A 22,668-nucleotide genomic window follows, 5' to 3' on the forward strand; every position below is an offset into this window, starting at 1 on the left:
ATCATGTTCGATAGAGTATTTTAACCACATGCCAGCCAAACTTAGTTTTCACTAAGTGCGGCACTAATAACTCCCCCGAAAATGCGACCTTATCGAATTGGGGCACCATTTGGCCTTTTTTAAACTCGCCTAGATCGCCGCCTTTTTTCGCCGAAGGGCAAGAGGAGAAACGCTTCGCCAGTGCCGCAAAATTAGCCCCATTATTCAATTGCTTGATAATGTCTTCCGCCTGTTCTTTGTGCTTGACTAAAATATGCACTGCGGCGGCGGTTTTATATATCATGTTCACATCCTCGAAGTTGCAACCCATGGCAAAGGCTTTAGGACTAATGCCATGGGTCGACTCATTTATTTACTGACTTTCATTCACTTAGAGCAGCTTATTGGCCTAAAATTTTCTGCCACCACTGCAATGGCTCACCGCAGTTTACCGCCGGATTGTAAGTGCCCTTTAATGCAGGAAGCGCAATAACCTGGCTGCAACCCGCTTCCTTCGCTATTCCGGTATCGCGGTCAAAATAACCTTGTACGACACCAGGCACAGGGATAGAGCGTAAGCCAATGGGCGGGCGCTCATTTAAGAAAGACTGATAAACGGCCATAGCGCCGCTGCTACCATAGAGGCTGGTTTTTCCGTTATCGTCCCGTCCAACCCAAATGGCAGCCACGTTACGTTCATCAAATCCAGCAAACCAAGAGTCACGACTGTCGTTACTGGTGCCGGTTTTTCCCGCAAGGGCGACACCAGGGAAGGCATTGCCTAAACGGGTCGCAGTCCCTGAGCGCACCACCTGTTGCATCGCATATTGCACCAGAAAATCCGTCTCGGGAGCTATGGCCTGCTCCTTCGCTAAACGGGTCACAGGTAAGGGCTGATTGTGACTATCGAGCACGGCGGTGACAGTTGTGAGTTTACGGTAAGTCCCATTATCGGCAAGGGTTTGATAGACCTGTGCCACCATTAATGGCGAGCCATTCACCGCCCCTAATAGCATAGACGGGTACTCGTTTAGGGGTTCTTCCCAACCCGATTTGGCCAGCGTTGTCGCCACAGCCCCAACACCGACCGCAATCCCGAGATTAACCGTTGGCACGTTCATGGATTTCTTTAACGCCGTTAATAACGGTACTTGGCCGCTAAAGGACTTATCAAAATTCTGCGGCGACCACGTCTTACCTTGCTCATTCTTCAGGGTAATAGGCTGATCCTTAAGTGGTGTCGCTAGGGTAAACTTACTGTTAGGAGTCAGCGCCGTCGCATACACAAAGGGCTTAATTAATGAGCCTATGGGGCGACGAATTTCTACCGCACGGTTAAAACCATCGAATCCTGGGGTTTTATCCCCCACCATAGCCGCAATACCACCTGTGTATTTATCGGTGACGACCATACCGATCTGCAGGGATTTATTGCCTTTATCTAAGCTTTTAAAGGTTTGTGTCACGGCTTTTTCGGCGGCTTCCTGGGCCATAGGATCTAGGGTTGTATAGATTTTCACCCCAGACTGTTTCAATAGCTCATCGCCGTAACGCTCAACAAGCTCTTGTTTTACCAGCGCATAAAAGGCGGGTAACTTTTGATGCACAGGTTTATTCTGATTACGTAACCCCAGCGGCGACTCGACTGCGACTTTATATTGGGCCGTATTTAACTCGCCTGCCTCCATCAATAGACGCAGCACAAGATCGCGTCGCTCTTGGCTACGTTCTGGGTATTTCCACGGGTTGTAATAGGAAGGCCCCTTAATCGCTGCTACTAAAAATGCTTGCTGCGCCGTGGTTAATTCACCGATTGGGCGACCAAAATAAAACTGCGACGCCAGCCCCATACCGTGGACGGCGCGGGATTTATCTTGGCCCATATAAACTTCATTCAAATAGGCTTCGAGGATTTCGTCTTTGCTATAACGGAAATCGATAATCACCGCCATTAAGGCTTCCCGCACCTTGCGCAGTAAGGAGCGCTCACTGGAGAGGAAGAAGTTTTTCGCCAGCTGCTGGGTGAGAGTCGAACCGCCCTGCACTGTACGCCCGGCGCTTAAATTAACAAAGGCGGCGCGAACGATGGCAAAGGGATTCACCCCGTGGTGTTCGTAAAAACTCCGGTCTTCCACCAGCAATAATGCCTGCACTATGAGTTTTGGCATTTCATCTGTGGGGACAAATAGCCGATCTTCACCATCGCCGGCGATAATCCTATCGAGCAGCACAGGTTCGAGGTGGAACACCGCCAACTGGCGTTTGTCTTCCATGCGCGCCACCGAGCTCACGCCGTCACTATCGAAACTAATCATCACCCTTTGCTCGGCTTGATCGCCCTCTGGGTGCAAAAATGGCCGACGCCACAATTCGATACGGGTACTCGATGCGGAAAACTCACCGACTTGACGCGGATTAGCCACCTTGCGATAACCCAATAGCTTAAGTTCCGCCATCAGCTGCGGATGACTCACGGCAGCACCGGGATACAGGGCCATAGAGCGACTAAAGACCTGGGCAGGGAGATGCCATTTTTGTCCCTCGAATTTTCGGGCAATCACTTGGTCGAGGTAAATACTGTAAAAGGTCACCACCGCAAGCACGACCAAGGCGAGCTTCCAAGTGAGCGACCAGATCCGTCCAAACAATCCGCGACTACGCTTAGTTTGGCGCTGGGCAGGTGTTTTTTTTGTCGTCTTAGTTGTCATATCTACTTCATCATTACGGCATTAAAGGCTTCAGTCACAGTCACAACACGCCTGTGTTGTTTATCAAAGCAGTCTAAACGCTATGACTGGGATAAACCCAAGGTTTTTTTCTTGGTAAATTTTGTGGGTAAGGTATTCGCGGGATCATCCGGCCACAGGTGTTTTGGATATCGGCCGCGCATTTCCTTCTTCACTTCAACATAGGGGCCCTGCCAAAAACTGGCTAAATCCGCCGTTAGGGCTAAGGGTCGCTGGGCGGGTGACAATAATTCCATGGTCACCTTCAGTTTCCCCTGTGCGAGCATTGGGCTTTGGGCCATGCCAAAGGTTTCCTGCAATCTTACCCTCAGCAAGGCTCGCCCCGATGCCTCATACACTATCGGCGCAAAAGTCCCCGTCGCTAACGGCCATGAGGTCGGCAATAGGGCGTCGAGCGCCTGTTGCTGTTGCCAACTCAGCCTATTGGCGATAAAGCTAAAGCAATCGAGTTTCTGTAATTGCGGCAGATTATTCACATTTTCGAGGTATGGCGCCAGCCAAGTTTCAAGGCTCGCCAAGAGCGCAGCATCGCTTATATCGGGCCAATCTGCGTTAGCCTCTAACGTTCTCGCCAGTTGGACCCTAGACTGGAATTGCTCTAAGTTAGCGTTCCAATTGAGGATTTGTAAACCTTGCTGACGAATGTAATTCAGTAATGCGGCAATAATTTGCGGGCGTTCAGGTTTGGCTATGACCTCAGATTTTATGACGATTTGGCCGATCTTAAACTGCCGCTCGGCAACTACCCGCCCCTTGGCTTCATCCCAACCGCATTGTTCGCTCAGCTCGAGCAAGGATTTCAGTGTCCCATCAAATAAACTGGGCTCTAGTTTGGACGCTAAATAGATCCGCCCTGCGTTTCTGCCTTCGGTTTCTTGAAAATCCGCCACCACCAGCCAAGGTGTTTGCGACAGCGCATCTTCAGCCGCCAGCACGACGCCTGTGCCATTGGCTAATTGATAACCCTCAACGCCACGAGCTTTGGCAATGCGATCTGGATAGGCTAAGGCCAACAATAATCCCACATCGCTGTGGTGAGCTTGGGTTGCGATCTTAGATAGGTCTGTGGTTAATCCTAACTTCTTCTGCCATTGTTTTGTCTGTTGCCCCGCTTGCCCCTGGCAGGCAAAGTGTAGGTAATTGAGCATATCTGCGCCCTTTCGAGGTAATCCTCGCGCCTCTAAAATCCCCGCAAGCAAACAGGCTAAACTGCCTAGCTCCATTGCATTGAGTGATTTTGCGATCAACAGCATATGGGCAAGGCGGGGATGGCAACCTAGTTCATAGGCGGCCTTACCATGGGCGGTCAGCTTATGTTGGGCATCGACCATGCCTAAACGCTGCAGTAATTGCCAGGCTAGGGTTTCATTCACACTGGGCGGCGGCGTGAGTAACATCATGTCGTTAAAGGATTTTGCTCCCCAATAGGCGCAATCGTGTGCCATAGAGACCAGATCCGCTTGGCTAATCTCGGGCTCATCGGCCTTTAACATCCGCCCTTGTTCTTCTTGGCTCCATAATCTAATACACACGCCTGCGGCTAAACGCCCGGCTCTGCCTGCGCGCTGCGTCGCCGAGGCTTGGCTTATCCGTTTAAGACTTAAGCGGGTCACACCGGTTTTAGGGTTAAAACTTGCCTGGCGTTTATAGCCACTATCGACAACAAAACCAATGCCTTCGATGGTTAAACTCGACTCAGCCACGTTAGTCGATAGCACGATCTTACGCTTCCCCTCCTGCGATGCTCGGATAGCATTATCCTGCTCGGCCCCAGAGAGTTCACCATAGAGTGGGCAAATTAAAAAAGCCGCACTATCGAGACGTTCACCTAGATACTGCGCCGACTTTAGGATTTCCGCCTTACCGGGTAAAAACACTAATACATCGTGATGATCACTAGCACTTGTCGAACCGACTAACTCGAGCACGCAGCGGCAAAGATGATCTAACCACAGCTGCTGGCTGGGGACGGGGCGATATTCAAGGTCAACGGGAAAGCTGCGCCCTTCACTCTGCAGAATCGCCGCAGTGGGCATAAGCTCACCGAGTGCCAGCCCCGACAGGGTTGCCGACATGGCTAATATCTTCAAATCGTCCCTCAGGGAACTTTGCACTTCGAGGGCGAGGGCCAAGCCTAAGTCGGTGGTCAAATGCCGCTCGTGGATCTCGTCAAAAATGATCATTTCAATCCCAGTTAACTCGGGATCTTGCTGGATCATCCTAGTCAATATACCTTCGGTGACTATCTCTAACCTTGTGTTACTACTGACCTTTGACTCACCGCGGACTCTATAGCCAACCTCTTGCCCGACGCTCTGTTGTCGACAACTGGCAATATAATGCGCCACACTGCGGGCAGCGACTCGGCGCGGTTCTAACATTAAAATTCGCCCGCGAATTTCAGGCCAATCGAGCATAGCCAGCGGCAGAGCGGTAGATTTACCCGCCCCCGTTGGCGCCTCGAGGATCACTTGGGCGTGGGTCGAAAATGCAGCGCGCAGCGGCGCTAACAGAGAGTGAATAGGTAGAGAGTTCAAAGCTCAGATGTCTAAGGCCAAAATAGGCCGTCAGTGTACTAAGAATCTGCCTTAAGTACCATTTTGTGCCCACCTAATCCAGATTAAAGGTTGATATAGGCCGCTAAGGTATCATGGGTCTGTAACCAAGGTTGGCTCAGCCCCGAGCGTAATTCAGATAACCGCATGGGTTTATTGATGGCATAACCTTGGGCGTAATCTACTCCTAAGGCTTGTAATTTAAGGCCTATTTCCTGGGATTCCACAAACTCGGCGATCACATCGAAACCCATATCTTGCCCTAGTTGGCAGATCGCTTTGACTATGGCCTGATCGGCGGGATCGTCACAAATGTTAATCACAAACTGACCATCCACTTTGACAAAATCCACGTTCAGACGCTTAAGGTAAGCAAAACTTGAAAACCCCGCACCAAAGTCATCGAGGGCTAATTTACATTTAAGAGGACGCAGGACCTCAATCAGTTTAGTCGCTTGATCTAACTGACTCACGGCGGCCGTCTCGGTGATCTCGATGCACAACTTATCCACCAGCTCAGGTTCCGTCATCAGACGCATTTCGAGCCAATTCATAAATTCGCGGTCCCCTAAGGAAGTGGCGGACAGATTGACCGACACTAAATCCAGCTGCTGCCACAGCGCCAAATGGCAACTTCCCCATTTGAGTAAATTATCGATCACCCAAAGGTCGACCTTAGAGGCTAAGTTATAACGCTCGGCGGCCGGCAGAAAAATCGCCGGAGAGACAATAGTGCCGTTCGACTGCACCATTCGCAGCAGGATTTCCAAATGCAGCCCAGACTCTACACGATTGAGTGGCACTATCGTTTGAAAATAGAGTTCGAACTGATTAAGGGCTAAGGCGCTGACAATATCCACTGAGGCCATCATCTCAGTGTAGAGGCGGGTCATTTTGGGATCTTTGGCGCTGTATAAGTGCCAACCATTGCGGCCTTGATCCTTGGCAAGACGGCAGGCGGCGTCCGCTTGGCTCATCACGGTATAGATATCCGTTGCCGACTTGTCGAACTTAGCGATCCCCATGCTGACGCTGACATTATGGCAACGGTTTTCCCACACAAATTCATGGCTCGCCAGTTGGGTGCAGATCCGAGTGGCGATATGCTGCGCCGAATCCACATTGCAATAATGCATTAAAATGCCAAATTCATCGCCACCTAAACGCGCGACAATATCGCCCTTACGCACTAACTGTTTAAGGCGTAATGCCAATTGGCACAATAGCTTATCACCGGCTTGATGGCCGCTAATATTATTGATGACTTGAAATTGATCGACATCGACAAAGGCCACGCAGGTGGGCATATCGTCCCGAGTTTGCAAGAGGTTGTCGAGCAGAGCCTCAAAGTGTAAACGGTTGGGTAATCCCGTCAGCGCATCGTAATTGGCGTGGAAGGAGAGTTCATCGGCGAGGCGATATTTTTCACTCACATCTTCGGCAATCATCACTAGCGTATCCCTATCACCGTGGATCTGACTAAAACTTAACCTCAACCAATCCAGTTGATGCACCGATTTTAACAGCAATTCGCACCAAGCTTGGCCTAGCACGCCCTCGCGCACCATATGCAGAGTATCAGTCAGCATGGCGTGCTCTTCTTCACGCACCATGCAAAATAGATCGTAACCGTGTTGCACCGGCAGGGTTTGCTGCGCCACTTTATTCAACATGGCCAGTTGATTATGTTTATCGAGTAAGGCGCAGGCTAAGGGCAATTGGTTAAACACTTCACGGTATTTATGCTCACTCGCCAGCATATCGTGGGCAATGCGGGTCAGCTCCATGGCCGAGCCTATCATCACTGCCGCATGGTTAAACTCATGGATAAATTCATCGCTCCACTCACAGCATTCGGAGCAGTTTACCGCCCCCAATGCAATCCGAGTCTCGCCGAATACCACAGGGGGTAATACCAATAGACTCTTAACATTCCAGTCCCTTAGCAGGGCTCGTTCCGCCTGCGCATCCGCAGGCAGTGTATTCACATCGGGGAGATTTAATAGCCGAGGACTGCGCACTAAGGAGCGGAAAAAGGGCATTCTCGCTAGAGGCCAGACCCGGGTCTGCTGCCCTTGGGTAAATTGCGGTTTGAGATAAAGATTGCGAGTGCGTAAATGGTCGAGGGATTGGCTACCAGTCAACACAAACACCCCATCACAATGGAGTTGTAGAGTGATTGTTTCTAGGGCGCGGTCAACGTTTTGCTCTAAGGTTTCTAGCGGTGTTTCGCTAAAAATGGTCACCAGTGCCTGTTGGAGTGAATTTGTTAAACCATCTGACATGTAAAGGTATTTCCTTACCTAAAACGCTATTTAACGTAATATTGCCATGCTCTGAGTATAGAAGCTCACGCGAACAATGCTTGTATACCAATACAATTGCATAATAAAAGCGCTATCGAACAAAAGCATAGCTTATGCTTTACATCTCGGTTGCTATTCTAAGGAGAAACACTTGTTACAGCGATTATTTCTTGGGTTTGCGCCGACGGAAATACAGCGTCAGCAACTGGGACAATTACAGCACATCTTAATCAACAGCCTTAATCCAACGGCCAAGGGTGTCACGGCGGCCAACTTACATTTGACCCTCACATTTCTCGGTATGGCCACAGAATCCCAACGCCAACAGTTGATAAGTTTGCTTGATGTATTAGATAAGCCAAGATTGAGTGTTCGACTTCACCAAATCGCCCTCTGGCCAAAGGCACAGGTCTGTTGTTTGAAAGGGACTGAGGTTGGCGCTGAGCTAACTCTATTGGCCGAGCAAACCCAAGCCATAGCGCGCGATTTAGGGCTGCATGTGAGTGAGCACGCTTTTCGCCCCCATATCAGTTTATTTAGAAAGGCTAAAAACCTCAGCCTAGCCCAAGACACCAGCTTAAGCTCATTAGCGAATATGCCCTTTAACGAACTCACCTTAGTGCCCGATGCCCTACATTTATATCATTCGGCGAGCACTCTGTCGGGGGTAGAATATCGTCTGCTGCACACTTGGGCACTTGGGAAATAAGCCACTTGGGAAATAGGCTTGAATTTGCTAAAAAAATAGCCCGAACGGATCCGGGCTAGATAATCTTCATCGACAACGGCAACGGGTTTATTCTAACAAACGTACAGTTTCACGGTAGGCGCGCTTTTGTTCATAGGTCTGTAGGCGCTGCATAAACTCGTCAGTCTTGGTGATCTCTGCGCTCATTTTTAATGCTTCTATAGCCTTTTGTTGCGTCGAAATTGCCGCACCAAAATCCCCGATTTCTGCATAGGCGGCGGCGAGATTATCGAGGTTTGTCGGATCGTTCTCGTTCACTTTAAGCAACTGTAGGGATAACTCGACCGCTTTATTGCCATCTCGATATTCGGCTTCTGGGCAGGTTGCTAAAATCCACGCCACATTACCTAGGGCAATATCATCTCCCACTTGGGTAAATTGCTCGACCGCCTTACCACAATTGCGCGCGACACCATCACCACCAGAAGCATAAATAAAGCCTAATCGAAACTGGGCCCAACGACTGCCACGCTCACCCATGGCCTTATACCAATGCTCAGCGACCGCTAAATCACGTTTAATTAATTGCCCTTCAAAGGAAAGATCCGCCAGAGTTTGCTGGGCTTTCTCATGTTGCTGCTCGGCGGCGAGCGACATCCAATGCACTCCAGAGGGTATTTCCTGGGCGACAAAACGCCCGGAGAGATACATCAGCCCCAGTAAAAATTGAGCATCGGCATCGCCCTGCGCTGCCTGTACTTGAATATGCACAAATTTACTCGCCGCAATTTCAGTTGCTGGCTGTGGGATAGAAAAGGCGTGTGCCGCCGTGCTGAGTCCTGCGACTACAGCTAAACCAGCACCTAAAACCCATTGTTTGTATTTCACGTCCTAACCTCTCTGAAAAGCAACCGCACCACAAAGTTAGCCTGAATTTAGCCCATAAGTCGAGCCAAAATCGCGTTTACCCCAGGACTAAATGAAGCAGAAGAGACTAAAATAGCCCGAATGAATCCCAACATTGGTCATTATTTTCTTTATTTAGGTTATAAAAGGATTCCTAAGATGTGATTAACTCTACAGAGTTAGGTGAATCCAATGAGTTTCACACCGATTTAGTTGACTTAAATCACTAAAGTAGCAAAATGAGCTCTAATTTTAGAGAGTTAATTGCATTTATTCGTTGATTCTAAACTAAGACTTTCATCAAGTTTTTATCAGTTTGATTGACGTAAAATGCTTATTTAGAATATCCTTACTTTCGTTTTAATCAATCGAGGAACACCAACATGGCTCTGATTGGTAAGCCAAAACCTGATCCAACTTTGGAATGGTTTTTATCACACTGTCACATTCATAAGTACCCCGCAAAGAGTACCCTTATCCATGCTGGTGAAGACTCAGACACCCTTTATTACATAGTAAAAGGTTCTGTTGCGGTATTGATTAAAGATGAAGAAGGTAAGGAGATGATCCTTTCGTATCTTAATCAAGGCGACTTTATCGGTGAACTAGGGTTGTTCGAAGAACAAGCCGAGCGTACAGCTTGGGTTCGCGCAAAACAAGCCTGTGAAATCGCTGAAATTTCTTACAAGAAATTCAAACAGCTAATCCAAGTTAACCCAGAAATTCTGATGAAACTGTCTGCGCAAATGGCCTATCGCCTGCAAAGCACCAGTCAGAAGGTTGGTAATTTAGCGTTCCTGGATGTGGCGGGTCGCATTGCTCAAACCCTATTGCACTTAGCCAAGCAGCCAGATGCAATGACGCATCCCGATGGCATGCAGATCAAGATCACTCGTCAGGAGATTGGTCAGATCGTCGGTTGCTCCCGTGAGACTGTGGGCCGTATCTTAAAGATGCTCGAAGAGCAGAATTTGATCCAAGCACACGGTAAAACCATAGTGGTTTACGGCACCCGTTAAGTTAGTCTTCAGCTTGATTTAAGCCTGCTTCATTAAAGTGGCCTAGCATAAATTCTAGGCCATTTTTTATTGGGGAGCACAAATGAAACGGCTGTTTTTTATCTGTTTTTTCAGTCTGTTCACATTGATGTATCCAACAATAAATAATGCTGAACCCATTGAATTAGAACACTATCAAGTTAAGGCACTGGTTAACTCAGGGCAAATACTGTCGCTCAATGGCACCCTTAGCGTCGTGAACCAATTTTGCCAAGGTGAACTAATTGACGCCCATCTCTACCAAGAAGATCATAAATGGCGTTATGATTTACAAATCAAAGTTCAGCGCGGCCAAATAGTCAATCTGAGTATCGATGCCACTAATGGTCAACCCGTGGACTCCATAGCATTACCGAGCGAATGTCGAAAACATGAAACTGCTACTCGTTGAAGATAACCCTATGCTAGTCACCGAGTTGGAGAAACAACTCAAACTCGCAGGCTACGTCACTGATATTACCGATAAAGCCCTTGAGGCCGATTATCTGATCAAAGAAACCCAATACGATTGTGTGATCTTAGATATAGGCCTACCCGATGGTAATGGGCTCGAACTGCTCGAAGGTTGGCGTAATCAGGGCATCAGCACCCCTGTCATTATGCTAACGGCGCGCAGTCAGTGGCATGAAAAAGTCGAAGGTTTTAATGCGGGCGCCGATGATTATTTAGGTAAGCCCTTCCATACTCAGGAGCTATTGGCGCGCATTCAAGCCTTGATCCACCGTGCCCACGGCCGCTTAAATACCTCAAGCAAACAGCTGAGTTATGGCGGTGTCACCTTAGATGAAGCCGAACAAACTGTGGAAGTTGCCGAGCGCGTTTTTGAGCTGACAGCAATGGAATTTAGACTACTGAAGATCTTCCTAATGTCGCCTAAGAAGTTGTTATCTAAAGTACAACTGACCGATAAGCTGTATCAATTTGACGATGAGAAAGAAAGTAATGTCGTCGAAGTCTATGTGACTCATCTGCGTAAAAAGCTTGGCAAAACCGCCATCGAAACCCGTCGCGGACAAGGCTATATCTTCCACGGCGTCACTGCATGATCTCCATTCGCACTAAGCTCAGTTTATGGTTAACGGGCTTATTAGTGTTAGGCACTGTCATTGGACTCATATTGTTTGAGTCCATGCTGCGCCAAGCCTTCCACGACTCTATTATCAATCGGTTAGAAGAAGATCTCGAACACATTATGTTGGCCACCCATATCAATAATGGGGAGATCCACATAGATCAGAGCCAACTTTCCAGCTTTTACAAACCCGCCTATTCTGGCCGCTATTTTCAGCTTAACCTACCTACTGAAATCATCCGTTCTCGATCCCTGTGGGATATGCAGTTAGATATCGAGCCACTCGCCCCCAATCAGACCCGAGTATGGCAGGCAAAAGGGCCGAAAAACAATGATATGCAATTGTTGTCCCTAGGGTTAAATTCCAGCAGTGCCAATGTCAAAGCCACCTTAACCGTTGCCCAAGATTTGAGTATCGGCAGACGGGTGTTTAGCGAGGTGTACGGTACTAAACTTGGGGTCAATCTGGCGATGCTAGTTGCGATGATCGCGGGGATCTTTCTGATCCTGAGGCAATCCTTTAAACCCGTTAAACATATACAGCATGCTCTTTCTCGTCTGCAGGAAGGCGAAATCAACGCGTTAGAATTGAATCATCTCCCGCCCGAAGTGCAGCCACTAGCCAAAACCTACAATGAGTTACTCGAATACACAGCCAAACAAATCAAACGTAGTCGTAATAATTTAGGCAACTTGAGCCATGGGCTTAAAACCCCATTAGCCGTGATGCAACAGCAGGTTGAGGCCCTTGGCCTTAAGGATCCCGACACCGCTATTGCCCTACAGCAACAGCTAGATGCTATTCATAAGATGGTCGAACGTAAGCTCGCCGCGGCCAGGATCACCGGCGATATGCTCCCCGCCGCGCAATTGGTGATCCCAAGGGATTTACACAGCCTTGCCAATACCTTGCATAAGGTTCATCGACATAAATCGATTAAATGTGAGTTTGAAATAGACCCCAATATACAGCGCCTGCCCATCCACCGCGAAGATGGCATGGAACTCCTAGGCAATCTGTTAGATAACGCCTTTAAATGGGCCAAGAGCCGAGTGAGCGTGCAGCTATCCCGTCAGCAGGAACGGATCTTACTCTGCATCGACGATGATGGGCCGGGTGTCGCGGGTAATGAATTGGATAAACTCACCCAGCGGGGCATAAGGCTCGATGAGTCCGTGATGGGACACGGTTTAGGTTTATCGATAGTGAAGGAGATTGCCGAGCAATATTGTATTGAGCTTAGCTTTAATCATAGCGCCCGCCTTGGGGGACTTGGGATAGAACTGCGCTTCAGCTAACCCAGTTTACCCCATAAAAAAACGCCATCAAAGGATGGCGTTTTTTTATACACATATCTAGGTAACGCCTTAATAATTTAGGCTTTATTCACGTTTGTGCTTTCAAAAATCTTATCGGCAGATGCTGCCACAAAACCGGTATAAAGCTCGCCATTCGCTTTAGGATAACGCAGGGCAAATTCGTAGAAGCAGCTTGGGATTTCCACCGTCATATCAGTGAATTCAACCCCAATTTTATCGGCCATAGTCGATGACTGTTCGAGTAACACATCGGCCGAGCCTTTAATTTCACCGCCCGCAGAATTAAGCACAAATCCCACCTGTTTCAAGGTGTTATTTACCATTTCCAGCGAATGATAACCATCGAGATGATTGACCGACACAGTGAAATGGTTCGCACGGTAACCAAACGCGGCCACCCAAGCGGCGTATTCGCTCTCGGCTAACAGATCTTGATAGGTTTGATAATCCAATGACCAATGGCGACCCGAATAGATAAAATTATCCGCCGTTGTTGCAGCATCATCCACCTGGGCGATTAAACCTTGAATGGTCGCTTGCAACGCAGGGCTAAACTCTTCCACCAGCAGCTCAGAGATAAACACTTTAGGCTGGGTTGAGTCAGGGTGCTCAAAATGCTTAGCGATTAATTTCTTCTGTTCAAACTGATAGTCACCACAGGCAACATAACCTAGTGAGGTGAAATGCGCCGCCAACACATCCAAATTCACCTTAGCAATATTGAAAGTACGCAGGGCGATATGATCGTTGATGATCGCCTTGCCATCACCGAGTAGTGCGTGTACTTTCGCCGCTGAAGGGGTCATCTGGATATAGTCTTGCCATAAAGCGGCAAACAACGCATTAATATCTGTGTTCATAAAAAACTCCACTTACGGTGCCCGCGGCGATTCATAGGGTTTGCCGCAGCACTGATGTAACGACTTAACGACTACTGCCACTATGGCTGACAGTAAAAGTCTACATAAGGTTACTGCTGTTATTAAAAAAGGAAGAGCATTCGCCCTTCCTCCTATTTACTTCAATTAATTAATTTTATTGATAACAAAAACGCCTACAAACTCAAACCTGGGCTTAGGGTCGCAGGTAGGCTTACCGCATCGGCCTCGACCGAAGCCACGGGATAAGCACAGTAATCGGCGGCATAGAAAGCGCTCGCCCTATGGTTACCCGATGCGCCTACGCCACCAAAAGGTGCCGCGCCCGATGCGCCAGTGATCTGTTTGTTCCAGTTAACAATCCCGGCACGAATGCGCGCGAGGAAATAATCATAATCTTCACGGCTATCGGCGAGTATTCCCGCAGACAAACCATAACGGGTTTGGTTAGCAAGCTTGATCGCCTGATCGAAATCGTTATAACGCACCAGTTGCAGCAGTGGGCCAAAGTATTCTTCATCCGGCAATGCATCAACTGCTGTGACATCGATAAGCCCAGGAGACACTAAGCCAGTGCCCACCTCTAAATGGGTTAACTCGACTAGAGGCACGCCACCTAAACTCACTAAATTCGCCTGCGCAGCTACCATACCTTTAGCGGCAGTTTCAGAAATCATTGAGCCCATAAAAGGTTGCGGCTGCGCGTTCCAAGGACCGACTTTAATCTGTTTGACCGCCTCGACTAACATGGTAATCAGCGCATCGCCCTGCTCGCCTTGTTCGACATATAAACGGCGCGCACAGGTGCAACGTTGGCCCGATGAAATATACGCCGACTGCAGAATATCGTGCACTGCGGCCTTAATATCCTGTACACCTTTAATGATCAGTGGGTTATTGCCACCCATCTCAAGTGCTAAAATCTTACCCGGATGACCCGCATATTGTTGATGCAATACATGGCCGGTGCGAGAGCTGCCGGTAAAGAACAGACCATCGAGCTGCGGATGAGAAGCCAGCGCTTTACCTGTATCTACCTCGCCTTGAACTAAGTTGAGTACGCCAGCAGGCAGCCCCGCCTTATCCCATAGATTTACCATCAATTCGGCAACTTTAGGCGTCAATTCAGAAGGTTTAAACACTACTGTATTACCCGCGAGCAGTGCAGGCACTATATGACCGTTTGGCAGATGCCCTGGGAAGTTATAGGGGCCAAATACGGCAACAACACCGTGGGGTTTGTGTCGCAGTACCGCGCGTCCCGCTGGCGTATCATTGGCCTCAGTACCAGTACGCTTGTTGTAAGCCGCTGCCGATAAAGCAATTTTGCCTATCATGGCGCCGACTTCGGTCGCAGTTTCCCATTGGGGTTTACCGGTTTCTTGGGCAATGGTTTCTGCAAGTTCGGCTTTATTCGCTTCGAGTTGGCTACGATAGGCTTCAACTATTTTTAAACGTGCATCGAAACCAAGCATAAACCAGTCGAATTGCGCTTCGCGGGCGGCATCGACGGCGGCGTTCACTTGTTCTGCGGTGGCAGTTTTACCCGTCCAAATGGTTTGTCCATTGGCAGGGTTAATTGAGGTCACGTCATGACCCTTGCCAGCATGCCATTGGCCTTGAATATAATGTGTCATTGGTTATTCCTACATTGCCAAAATACGAATTTGATCGCCTTTTGCGAGTAATAACCCCGCAGCTAGCTCGGGGCTAATGGTGATATGTTCGGACTTATCATCCACAGCCAAATAGGCCGACGTCGCGCGGTAATTGGCTAATTGAGTATTCGAGATAATAAACTGGCTGTCGGCTTCGACCATATCACCGATATCGATAGTCAATAATCGGCTTTCACGTACGGCGCGAATGTCCGATAAACGACACTCTACCGTTGGCCCGCCATCGAAAATATCCACATAACCACGGCATCTAAAACCTTCAGCCTGCAATAAACTTAAGGCGGGGCGAGTATTGGTATGCACTTCTCCGATGACCTTTTGTGCTTCCTCCGGCAACAGGCAAACATACACGGGGTTACGTGGCATCATTTCTGCCATAAACGCCTTTTTGCCTAGGCCAGAAAGATAATCGGCCTGAATAAAATCAATGCCTAAGAAGTGCTTTTGTAGCCAACCGTAAAAAGGCGAGTGACCATCGGCATCGCTGACGCCGCGCATTTCGGCGATCACAGTTTCACCGAAGCGTTTTGCATGTTGGGCCAAAAACAAGAAGCGACTGCGGGATAACATGCGGCCATTGTTACCTTTACGGTAGGCTTCACGCAAAAACAGCGTGCAAAGCTCGGCGGCGCCCGTGTAGTCATGGCAGAGGGTTAAGGTTTCGACCTCGTTACGTACTTCAATTTGTTCGGAATGATAGACTTCGGTACCGAGGCGATAATGGTAAAACGCATCTTCCATCCCTACTGCGGCTTCGATAGCGCAAGTGCCGACGACTTCACGGCTGTCGGTATCCTCAAGCACCATCAAATAGCCTTCATCGAAGGGGGTGTCTACGGCTTTGACAAAGGACGTTTCGGCTCTGGCAATCTTATGCCTCAGTAAATCCGCATTGACGGGTAATGACGTAAAACCATGCCCAGACTCTTCAGCAATCTGGTATAAGGCTTCGAAATCCCCGGCCTGAATAGGACGTATGATTAACATCTTAGTGTCTCCTCACTTTGACTTGCCGTGCACCAAAGCGCCTATCTACAACAAGATAGGTAGTGATGCACGTAAGTATTCCCTGACAAAAAAGGAGTGTGAATAAATTCAGCACTCCTTTGGTCATTTAGGCGGCAGCTATGCTCGCCACAGCACGTTCAAAACGAGCTAGACCTTCGGCAATATCTGCCTCAGGGATCACCAGAGAAGGAGCAAAACGCACCACATTAGCGCCCGCCATCAGGCTCATTAAGCCTTCGGCCACAGAGGCCACCAAAAAGTCCCGTGAGCGACCTTGGTATTGTTCATTAAGAACCGCCCCTAACAGCAAACCTTTACCGCGAACTTCTGAAAAAACATGATATTTTTCATTGATTTTATTAAGACCATCACGCAATAACTGCTCGCGATGTTTTACACCGTTTAATACTTCTGGCGTGTTTACTACATCTAATACCGCATTGCCGATTGCACAGGCTAATGGATTACCACCGTAGGTTGAGCCGTGGGTACCGACCTTTAAGTGCTCGGCAATTTCAGCGGTTGTCAGCATAGCCGCGATAGGGAAACCGCCGCCGAGTGCTTTAGCTGTGGTTAAAATATCCGGTACTATGTCAGTACCCATATAAGCATACAGTTCACCAGTACGGCCTACACCGGTTTGCACTTCATCGAAAATCACTAGCGCGTTGTACTTGTTCGCTAGTTCACGCACGGCTTTCAGGAATGCAGGATCGGCATCGATAATACCGCCCTCACCTTGCAGTGGTTCAAGCATAATGGCGCAGGTTTTGTCCGATACCGCGGCTTCTAAGGCGGCAACATCGTTAAATGGCAGATGGGTAATGCTCTGTGGCTTAGGACCAAAACCATCGGAATAGGCGGCTTGGCCACCGACGCTGACGGTGAAGAAGGTACGGCCATGGAAGGCTTTATCGAAGGCGATAATTTCATCTTTCTCAACGCCATGTTTCTCTAGGGCATAACGACGGGCAAGTTTCAGTGCAGCTTCGTTGGCTTCGGCGCCAGAGTTGGCAAAATACACTTTGTCGGCAAAGGTGCTGTTAACTAACTTAGTCGCTAATGCTAAGGCTGGCTCGTTGGTCATGACGTTTGACAGATGCCATAGTTTTTCGCCTTGTGTCTTAAGGGCATTCACAAGGGCGGGATGACAGTGACCTAAGCAATTTACCGCGATACCGCCAGCAAAATCGATAAACTCGTTGCCTTCTTGATCCCATACTCGGCTGCCTTCGCCGCGGACAGGTATCACGGCAGCAGGCGCATAATTAGGCACCATAACTGCGTCAAATTGGGCACGATTTAACTTCATATCAACGCTCATTCTACTTCATCCTTTGGTTTGTTTAACGGCATCGGGCGCCGTCTGGGTCCCTGTGTATCTTTATTTTGAGTTAGTGATACTGGGAATACTTGTGTCTGTTATCAGCCATTATTAGCGAAATTGTGATCAAAATACCAGTTTTTCACAAACAACAATCGCCATGCATGAGTGCAAAGTGCATAAAGATTGCAGTTTAAGAACTATACAAGCGTTTAAGCTAGTGGCTTACAGCATATTTAGTCAGAAAAAAAGTTATTTACCCCTCTTTTTGCTAGCTATTCACTGAATATGAATAACTACACAATTTTAACGAATCAAATGAGAAAGCACAAAATGCTTAATTTGCTCCCTTGCCTCAATGGCTTCGGGCAATAAATCAAACAGAGGAAACACATGGGGCATATTAGGGTAAAAGCAGCCCTTAATCTCACCATCGCAGGCCTTTACTTGGGCGACTAAACGCTCAGAATCCTGCAATAACAGCTCCCGCGTACCCGCAATCACTAGGATAGGCGGCAACTCAGCTAAGTTGCCTAGCAAGGGTGAAACCTTAGCCGACATAGGGTTAGCTCCCGCAAGGTAGGCACCGCGCAAACGCAGTAATGACTCTATGGTAAAAAAGGGATCATCGGCCCCAAGTATAAACTCAGTGTCACCCGTCATAGCCAAGTCGAGTGCGGGTGATAACAGCACACAGGCTTGGGGCAATGGCAAATCTAGGCGTTTAAGCTCAAGCAGTAAACTTAATGCTAAATTCCCGCCAGCCGAGTCCCCCATCAAAATCAAATTATCTGCGCCTTTAAGCTCGATTAAGCGCCGATAGGCTTCGAGCACATCATCAAACGGCGAGGGGAATGGATGTTCTGGGGCGAGACGATAATCGGGAATATAGGCATCCAATTGGCACCGCTGACTAATATCCGCGATCAATCTTGCGTGGGCGTGCGGTGTCTTAAAACAAAAACCTCCGCCTCGGATATAAAACAGCTTTCCAAGGCGAACTTGTTCATCAAGGTGTACATAATGCAGCAGGCAGGAATGGCGCAGGGGAATGCTGGCGCTGACAAGCTTATCCGGCCAAGGAAGCCAACGCTTATCCAGCTCAAACAACTTTTTGCGCACCTGAGCTAAGGGCATTTTGGCCTGCCCACGACTGATGGATGGCCTAGCAACATAGGATAAAATCGTATTCAGTACAGATGCTTGCCAACTTGGCATACCCCTTCCTCCACATAAACGCCGCAATCATGGCGCTACGTAGCAGGCCGTGGATTACAGCAGATCTAGCTTCCGATAATTCTGTGCTTTTAAGCGCAATACCTCTTGTTCACTCAACTCGTAATAGTCAAACATTAGCCGCTTTTCTTGGGGATCGATTTGACGCATCTCTTCGAGCAGCAACACCTTAGCATAACAGTTGGCCCGGGCGACAATTGCCGCTTGGAAAGAGAGGTCTCGATAACTTAATGTTTGATCTAATTCCTTGAGTAGTTGAGTCAAAGGACTATGTTCAAACTTAAGCAACTCGAGCAATTGCCAGTTCAGTTTAAGGCCATGGCTTAACACTTGTTCAAATACGGCCTTGGCCGGAAACTCTGTGGCGATCACTGCATCGTACACTTCTTTATCACGGCTGCTACTGGCCTCCCGTATCCATGATCCCCAGGTTTGATCGAATAAGCGCGCACTTAAACTCAACACCACAGAGGTGCCTAATTGATTGAGTAAGGCACTACTATAAACGAGGGCCGAGTCAGTATTATGAAGCTGCGCCAACGCATTGGCTGCAATACCACTGACTATGCTGTAACGCCACAGTTTTCGGGTGGTCCAGAGCAGTTTGGCATTGCCGCTGGGAAGCCAGTTACGCAGGCAAAAATACGGGATAATAGTGCGTAAATTTTCGATACCAATGTAATTCATCACCAGTTTGATATCGGTGACGCGCACCTCGGAACCCTGTGGACGACGGGCACGAAAACTAGGGCTATTGACCATATTGGTCAAATCCCGACACAGCCAGCTTAAGTTACTGATCAGCGGGCGTAATCGTGTTGCATCGAGGTTTTTGGCGAGTAACAGTTCAAGCAGTAGGATCTGGGATTCATTGATATCGGATTTAGCCAACACTAATTCAGGGGAGGCCAATTGGTGCTCAATAGCATTATTAACAGTTTCATGTAATTGCTTTGAGACGGCCTCAAAGACTTCCCTTGCCTGAATTTGTTTGAGCAAGCGCGACAGAATCGCTTCGCGCTCGACATCTAATTTATTGGCATCGGCCTCAAGCTCAAGATCCAGCTCATCCAAAAGGGTCGGACTCGCCTTTTGCTTGCCGAGGATCAATTGCTGATAGAGCCTATGCTCTATCTCTATAATCTTGCCGGGTCTAACGCCACCCGCTACCGAAATTGCCACTATTAGACTTTCCTATATCGCCGATATCGTCTGGCGCTAGCACGGTAAAATATTCAAAAACATTACAATTTCAGCACATACGCTTAATCTTAGCAACAAGTAAACCCTGCGGTATTCAGATGGATGAACAGATATTTAATGCAATTGATATTAGCGCCATAATCCCGGTAATGGCGCAATAAAAAAGCCTCATAATGAGGCTTTTGTTTGGATTAACATCCTATTTAAGTTCTTGTTCAAACAACTTATAAATACGGCGATATTCGTCCAACCAGCTAGACGGTTGACGGAAACCGTGGGGCTCGACGGGATAAATCGCCATTTCAAACATAGGTTTTTCCAATTCGATCAGATGCTGCACCATGCGCACGCTGTCTTGGAAGAAGACGTTATCGTCCATCACCCCACTCATAATCAGCAGCGGCTTTGTGAGTCCTTGGGCATGCTCTATGGGAGAACTACGCTCATAGGCGATAGGATCGATATCGGGCGTATTTAAGATATTAGAAGTATAAGGCGCATTATAATGTGCCCAATCCGTCACCGGGCGCAGCGCAGCTCCCGCTTGGAACAAGTCAGGGGCGGTGAACAAAGACATAAAGGTTAAGAAGCCACCGTAGGAACCACCATAGGTCCCAACACGCTCCGTATCGACATTCGTATTGGTTGCCATCCAGCTAACGCCATCCTTTAAGTCTTCCACTTCTGGATGACCCATATTACGGTAAATCGCGGTGCGCCAATCGCGGCCATAGCCTTTAGAGCCGCGGTAATCCATGTCCATCACCACATAACCTTGCTGAGTCAGCAGATTGTGGAACATAAACTCGCGGAAATAACCGCTAAAGCCATAGTCAGCGTTTTGCAGATAACCCGCGCCGTGGTTAAAGATGACGGCAGGGTATTTCTCGGCGCGGGATTTATCGTACCCCTGAGGTAGATAAACGCGGGCGTATACTTTGCCAGCGCCATGGCTTGAAGGTACAGCAACTACCTCTGGCGCTTGCCACGAATAGTTTTTAAAAGCGTCACTGGTATAGGATGTTAACTGCTTTAATGCGCCGCCTATGGGTTGAATATAGAGTTCATTCGGCTGCGTACGGCGTGAAGCATTGAGTAATAGCTGAGTGCCATCTGGGCTTAGGCTGTAATCTAAGTTGCCATCCCACTGTGTTAATTGCTCATTCTTACCTGTGGTGAGATTTACGCGGTGCACATTATAAATACCAGGGTGGCTTTGGTTGGCTTTGTAGTAAATGTAATTCGCATCGGGCGACAGCTGGATGTCGCTCACCACAAACTGACCTTGAGTCAAGGCTCGCGGCTTTTCCCCCAGTGCTTTGATATAAAGCTGAGAATAACCCGTTTCTTCAGAGAGATAGTAAAGGGTGTCCGTACCTGGTAACCAGCCAAATTGGTTATAGTCGTAATTAACCCAAGCATCATCGTGTAAACGATGTTCGGTGATAAATTTACCCTTAGATAAATCGACGGTGGCGATCCAACGGTCTTTGTTATCAGTTGCTTCTAGCATCAGGGCTAATTTATTTTCCGACTCATGCCACTGAATCGCACTCTGCGTCCAGCCCCAGTCCTCCATTAATTGGATCTTCCGCGGCACTTTTGTGCTCTGATAGGTTTCACCTTTAGCCTTAGCATTTTCCGCTTTGACTTTAGCCAGCACATCTTCATCGAAGCCAGTCAGCCCCTCGATAGTGATATCGATTTGTTTATGCTCATTTAAATCGAGCACCACAAAGCGCTGCCCAGGTGGAGTGTCTTCGGCCACACGGGCACGTACTGGTACAGGATCGATATACCCTTTGCTACCTAAGTAGTTCGGCATGATGTCGTGTTCACTGCTACCTGTGTAATTCTTATCCGTCAGGGCAAGTAAAATATAACGGCCATCGGGTGACAAGCTAAGCTCTGACACCACTTCGCTATCACCTAAATACCAAGCGTTGGCGGCGAGCGTCGGGTCACTTTTTTGTAATTCATCTTTAAACTGTTGTTTAGTCTTAGCGTTTTCCTGCTGCTGAGCCACATACTTAATCAATCTGTGTTGTTGCTTAGCAATATAAGTGCTCGGCTCTTTTACACCTTCCGGCGCTTTCGCCATTTTAATTTCAGCAAGCTGTTCGACTAAGCCTGAGTCTTGATGGATCTGGAAAACATTATCGCCCTGCCAATAGGCAATATCGCCATTATTCAAATAACGTACGCTATCGATAGCAGTGTGTTGACGGGTGAGTTGAGTAACCTTGCCGGAGCTTAATTGCTTAACAAAAATATTGCCTTGGTAAAGATAGACCTTATTGGATTTAGTCGGATCTAATGCGCCAAATTGCTGATCCGCAGCGTGTAATTTATCGAGGGCTAATTCAACCGCACGGCTATCATTAATGCCCTGTTGATAATAGCTCGGCAGGGGCGCAGCACTGGCTTGACGGGCAAAGAACACACTTTGGCTATCATCGCTCCAATAAGCCTGTTTAGCGAAAATGCCCATCCAATCGGGATTCGCCATAATTTGATTCAGCGTCAGCGACTGTGAGACTTGAGGAGGTTGAGCCAAAGGGACTTGAAATGTGGGTTGATCTAATGTTGGAGCCGCTGTTTCGGTCGATGACGCCGCGCACCCCGCCAATACGGCAACTGCTAAGGCACTTAAACCCAAATGTCGCATTACGCTTTTCATTAATCCTTCCTTTTATTGTTATCGCAGCA

17 protein-coding genes are annotated in these 22,668 nt (G+C 48.3%); 5 read left to right on the top strand and 12 right to left on the bottom strand.

All coding sequences use genetic code 11. The features are described from left to right. Position 1 precedes the first annotated feature (1 nt). From MJO46_RS08205 to MJO46_RS08220, 4 genes are all read right to left on the bottom strand, one after another. Positions 2 to 280 (bottom strand): peptidylprolyl isomerase, encoded by a 279-nt coding sequence (locus MJO46_RS08205; RefSeq protein WP_253988966.1) that lies wholly within the window; start codon positions 278 to 280, stop codon positions 2 to 4. A 100-nt stretch (positions 281 to 380) separates the two neighbouring features. After that, complete coding sequence (gene mrcB / locus MJO46_RS08210) at positions 381 to 2,687, bottom strand: penicillin-binding protein 1B (RefSeq protein ID WP_253988907.1); 2,307 nt, start codon at positions 2,685 to 2,687, stop codon at positions 381 to 383. An 80-nt stretch (positions 2,688 to 2,767) separates the two neighbouring features. Continuing rightward, entirely contained in the window at positions 2,768 to 5,263 is a 2,496-nt protein-coding gene (gene hrpB / locus MJO46_RS08215; RefSeq protein ID WP_253988908.1) for an ATP-dependent helicase HrpB, read from the bottom strand. Positions 5,264 to 5,346: 83 nt separating this feature from the next. Next, entirely contained in the window at positions 5,347 to 7,566 is a 2,220-nt protein-coding gene (locus tag MJO46_RS08220; RefSeq protein ID WP_253988909.1) for a bifunctional diguanylate cyclase/phosphodiesterase, read from the bottom strand. Positions 7,567 to 7,738: 172 nt separating this feature from the next. Here MJO46_RS08220 and thpR point away from each other — a divergent pair, with 172 nt between their 5' ends. Continuing rightward, on the top strand, positions 7,739 to 8,296 hold the full coding sequence (gene thpR, locus MJO46_RS08225) for an RNA 2',3'-cyclic phosphodiesterase (protein ID WP_253988910.1): 558 nt from the start codon (positions 7,739 to 7,741) through the stop codon (positions 8,294 to 8,296). An 87-nt stretch (positions 8,297 to 8,383) separates the two neighbouring features. On the opposite strand, the gene MJO46_RS08230 is transcribed toward thpR, so the two are convergent. After that, positions 8,384 to 9,163: a tetratricopeptide repeat protein gene (locus MJO46_RS08230; RefSeq protein WP_198782288.1), complete on the bottom strand. Its 780-nt coding sequence runs from the start codon at positions 9,161 to 9,163 to the stop codon at positions 8,384 to 8,386. 401 nt (positions 9,164 to 9,564) lie between these two features. On the opposite strand from MJO46_RS08230, the gene crp reads away from it, so the two are divergent. The 4 genes from crp (at position 9,565) to MJO46_RS08250 (ending at position 12,610) form a co-directional block, all read left to right on the top strand. Beyond that, positions 9,565 to 10,200 carry a cAMP-activated global transcriptional regulator CRP gene (crp, locus tag MJO46_RS08235; protein ID WP_011070954.1) on the top strand — a complete coding sequence of 212 codons (636 nt, stop codon included), beginning with the start codon at positions 9,565 to 9,567 and terminating at the stop codon, positions 10,198 to 10,200. A gap of 82 nt (positions 10,201 to 10,282) precedes the next feature. Next, on the top strand, positions 10,283 to 10,630 hold the full coding sequence (locus tag MJO46_RS08240; RefSeq protein ID WP_113939135.1) for a PepSY domain-containing protein: 348 nt from the start codon (positions 10,283 to 10,285) through the stop codon (positions 10,628 to 10,630). After that, on the top strand, positions 10,611 to 11,285 hold the full coding sequence (locus tag MJO46_RS08245; RefSeq protein WP_198782287.1) for a response regulator transcription factor: 675 nt from the start codon (positions 10,611 to 10,613) through the stop codon (positions 11,283 to 11,285). The genes MJO46_RS08240 and MJO46_RS08245 overlap by 20 nt, the downstream gene beginning before the upstream one ends. After that, positions 11,282 to 12,610: an ATP-binding protein gene (locus tag MJO46_RS08250; RefSeq protein ID WP_253988911.1), complete on the top strand. Its 1,329-nt coding sequence runs from the start codon at positions 11,282 to 11,284 to the stop codon at positions 12,608 to 12,610. Before MJO46_RS08245 ends, MJO46_RS08250 begins: the two co-directional genes overlap by 4 nt. A gap of 77 nt (positions 12,611 to 12,687) precedes the next feature. Here MJO46_RS08250 and MJO46_RS08255 read toward each other — a convergent pair whose 3' ends face one another. From MJO46_RS08255 to MJO46_RS08285, 7 genes are all read right to left on the bottom strand, one after another. Continuing rightward, complete coding sequence (locus tag MJO46_RS08255; RefSeq protein ID WP_253988912.1) at positions 12,688 to 13,491, bottom strand: DUF1338 domain-containing protein; 804 nt, start codon at positions 13,489 to 13,491, stop codon at positions 12,688 to 12,690. Between the two features lie 194 nt (positions 13,492 to 13,685). After that, positions 13,686 to 15,146, bottom strand: a complete 1,461-nt coding sequence (gene astD / locus MJO46_RS08260) for a succinylglutamate-semialdehyde dehydrogenase (protein WP_253988913.1) — start codon at positions 15,144 to 15,146, stop codon at positions 13,686 to 13,688. A 9-nt stretch (positions 15,147 to 15,155) separates the two neighbouring features. After that, a complete protein-coding gene (astA, locus tag MJO46_RS08265; protein ID WP_198782283.1) occupies positions 15,156 to 16,175 on the bottom strand; it encodes an arginine N-succinyltransferase in 1,020 nt (339 codons plus the stop codon). A 127-nt stretch (positions 16,176 to 16,302) separates the two neighbouring features. After that, positions 16,303 to 17,520 (bottom strand): aspartate aminotransferase family protein, encoded by a 1,218-nt coding sequence (locus MJO46_RS08270; RefSeq protein WP_253988914.1) that lies wholly within the window; start codon positions 17,518 to 17,520, stop codon positions 16,303 to 16,305. Positions 17,521 to 17,826: 306 nt separating this feature from the next. Further along, on the bottom strand, positions 17,827 to 18,738 hold the full coding sequence (locus MJO46_RS08275; protein ID WP_253988915.1) for an alpha/beta hydrolase: 912 nt from the start codon (positions 18,736 to 18,738) through the stop codon (positions 17,827 to 17,829). Between the two features lie 54 nt (positions 18,739 to 18,792). Then, positions 18,793 to 19,938, bottom strand: a complete 1,146-nt coding sequence (locus tag MJO46_RS08280; RefSeq protein WP_253988916.1) for an HDOD domain-containing protein — start codon at positions 19,936 to 19,938, stop codon at positions 18,793 to 18,795. A gap of 220 nt (positions 19,939 to 20,158) precedes the next feature. Continuing rightward, positions 20,159 to 22,639, bottom strand: a complete 2,481-nt coding sequence (locus MJO46_RS08285; protein ID WP_253988917.1) for a prolyl oligopeptidase family serine peptidase — start codon at positions 22,637 to 22,639, stop codon at positions 20,159 to 20,161. Positions 22,640 to 22,668 lie beyond the last annotated feature (29 nt).

Origin of the sequence: Shewanella sp. KJ2020 (assembly GCF_024197625.1) — a bacterium.
Classification (GTDB): Bacteria; Pseudomonadota; Gammaproteobacteria; order Enterobacterales; family Shewanellaceae; genus Shewanella.

What these genes read in the sequence shown, in the direction of transcription:
- astA (WP_198782283.1), bottom strand. Translation starts at nt 16,175, where the DNA reads ATGTTAATCATACGTCCTATTCAGGCCGGGGATTTCGAAGCCTTATAC.
- astD (WP_253988913.1), bottom strand. Translation starts at nt 15,146, where the DNA reads ATGACACATTATATTCAAGGCCAATGGCATGCTGGCAAGGGTCATGAC.
- MJO46_RS08245 (WP_198782287.1), top strand. Translation starts at nt 10,611, where the DNA reads ATGAAACTGCTACTCGTTGAAGATAACCCTATGCTAGTCACCGAGTTG.
- MJO46_RS08240 (WP_113939135.1), top strand. Translation starts at nt 10,283, where the DNA reads ATGAAACGGCTGTTTTTTATCTGTTTTTTCAGTCTGTTCACATTGATG.
- crp (WP_011070954.1), top strand. Translation starts at nt 9,565, where the DNA reads ATGGCTCTGATTGGTAAGCCAAAACCTGATCCAACTTTGGAATGGTTT.
- MJO46_RS08220 (WP_253988909.1), bottom strand. Translation starts at nt 7,566, where the DNA reads ATGTCAGATGGTTTAACAAATTCACTCCAACAGGCACTGGTGACCATT.
- MJO46_RS08275 (WP_253988915.1), bottom strand. Translation starts at nt 18,738, where the DNA reads ATGCCAAGTTGGCAAGCATCTGTACTGAATACGATTTTATCCTATGTT.
- MJO46_RS08255 (WP_253988912.1), bottom strand. Translation starts at nt 13,491, where the DNA reads ATGAACACAGATATTAATGCGTTGTTTGCCGCTTTATGGCAAGACTAT.
- MJO46_RS08250 (WP_253988911.1), top strand. Translation starts at nt 11,282, where the DNA reads ATGATCTCCATTCGCACTAAGCTCAGTTTATGGTTAACGGGCTTATTA.
- mrcB (WP_253988907.1), bottom strand. Translation starts at nt 2,687, where the DNA reads ATGACAACTAAGACGACAAAAAAAACACCTGCCCAGCGCCAAACTAAG.
- MJO46_RS08270 (WP_253988914.1), bottom strand. Translation starts at nt 17,520, where the DNA reads ATGAGCGTTGATATGAAGTTAAATCGTGCCCAATTTGACGCAGTTATG.
- MJO46_RS08285 (WP_253988917.1), bottom strand. Translation starts at nt 22,639, where the DNA reads ATGAAAAGCGTAATGCGACATTTGGGTTTAAGTGCCTTAGCAGTTGCC.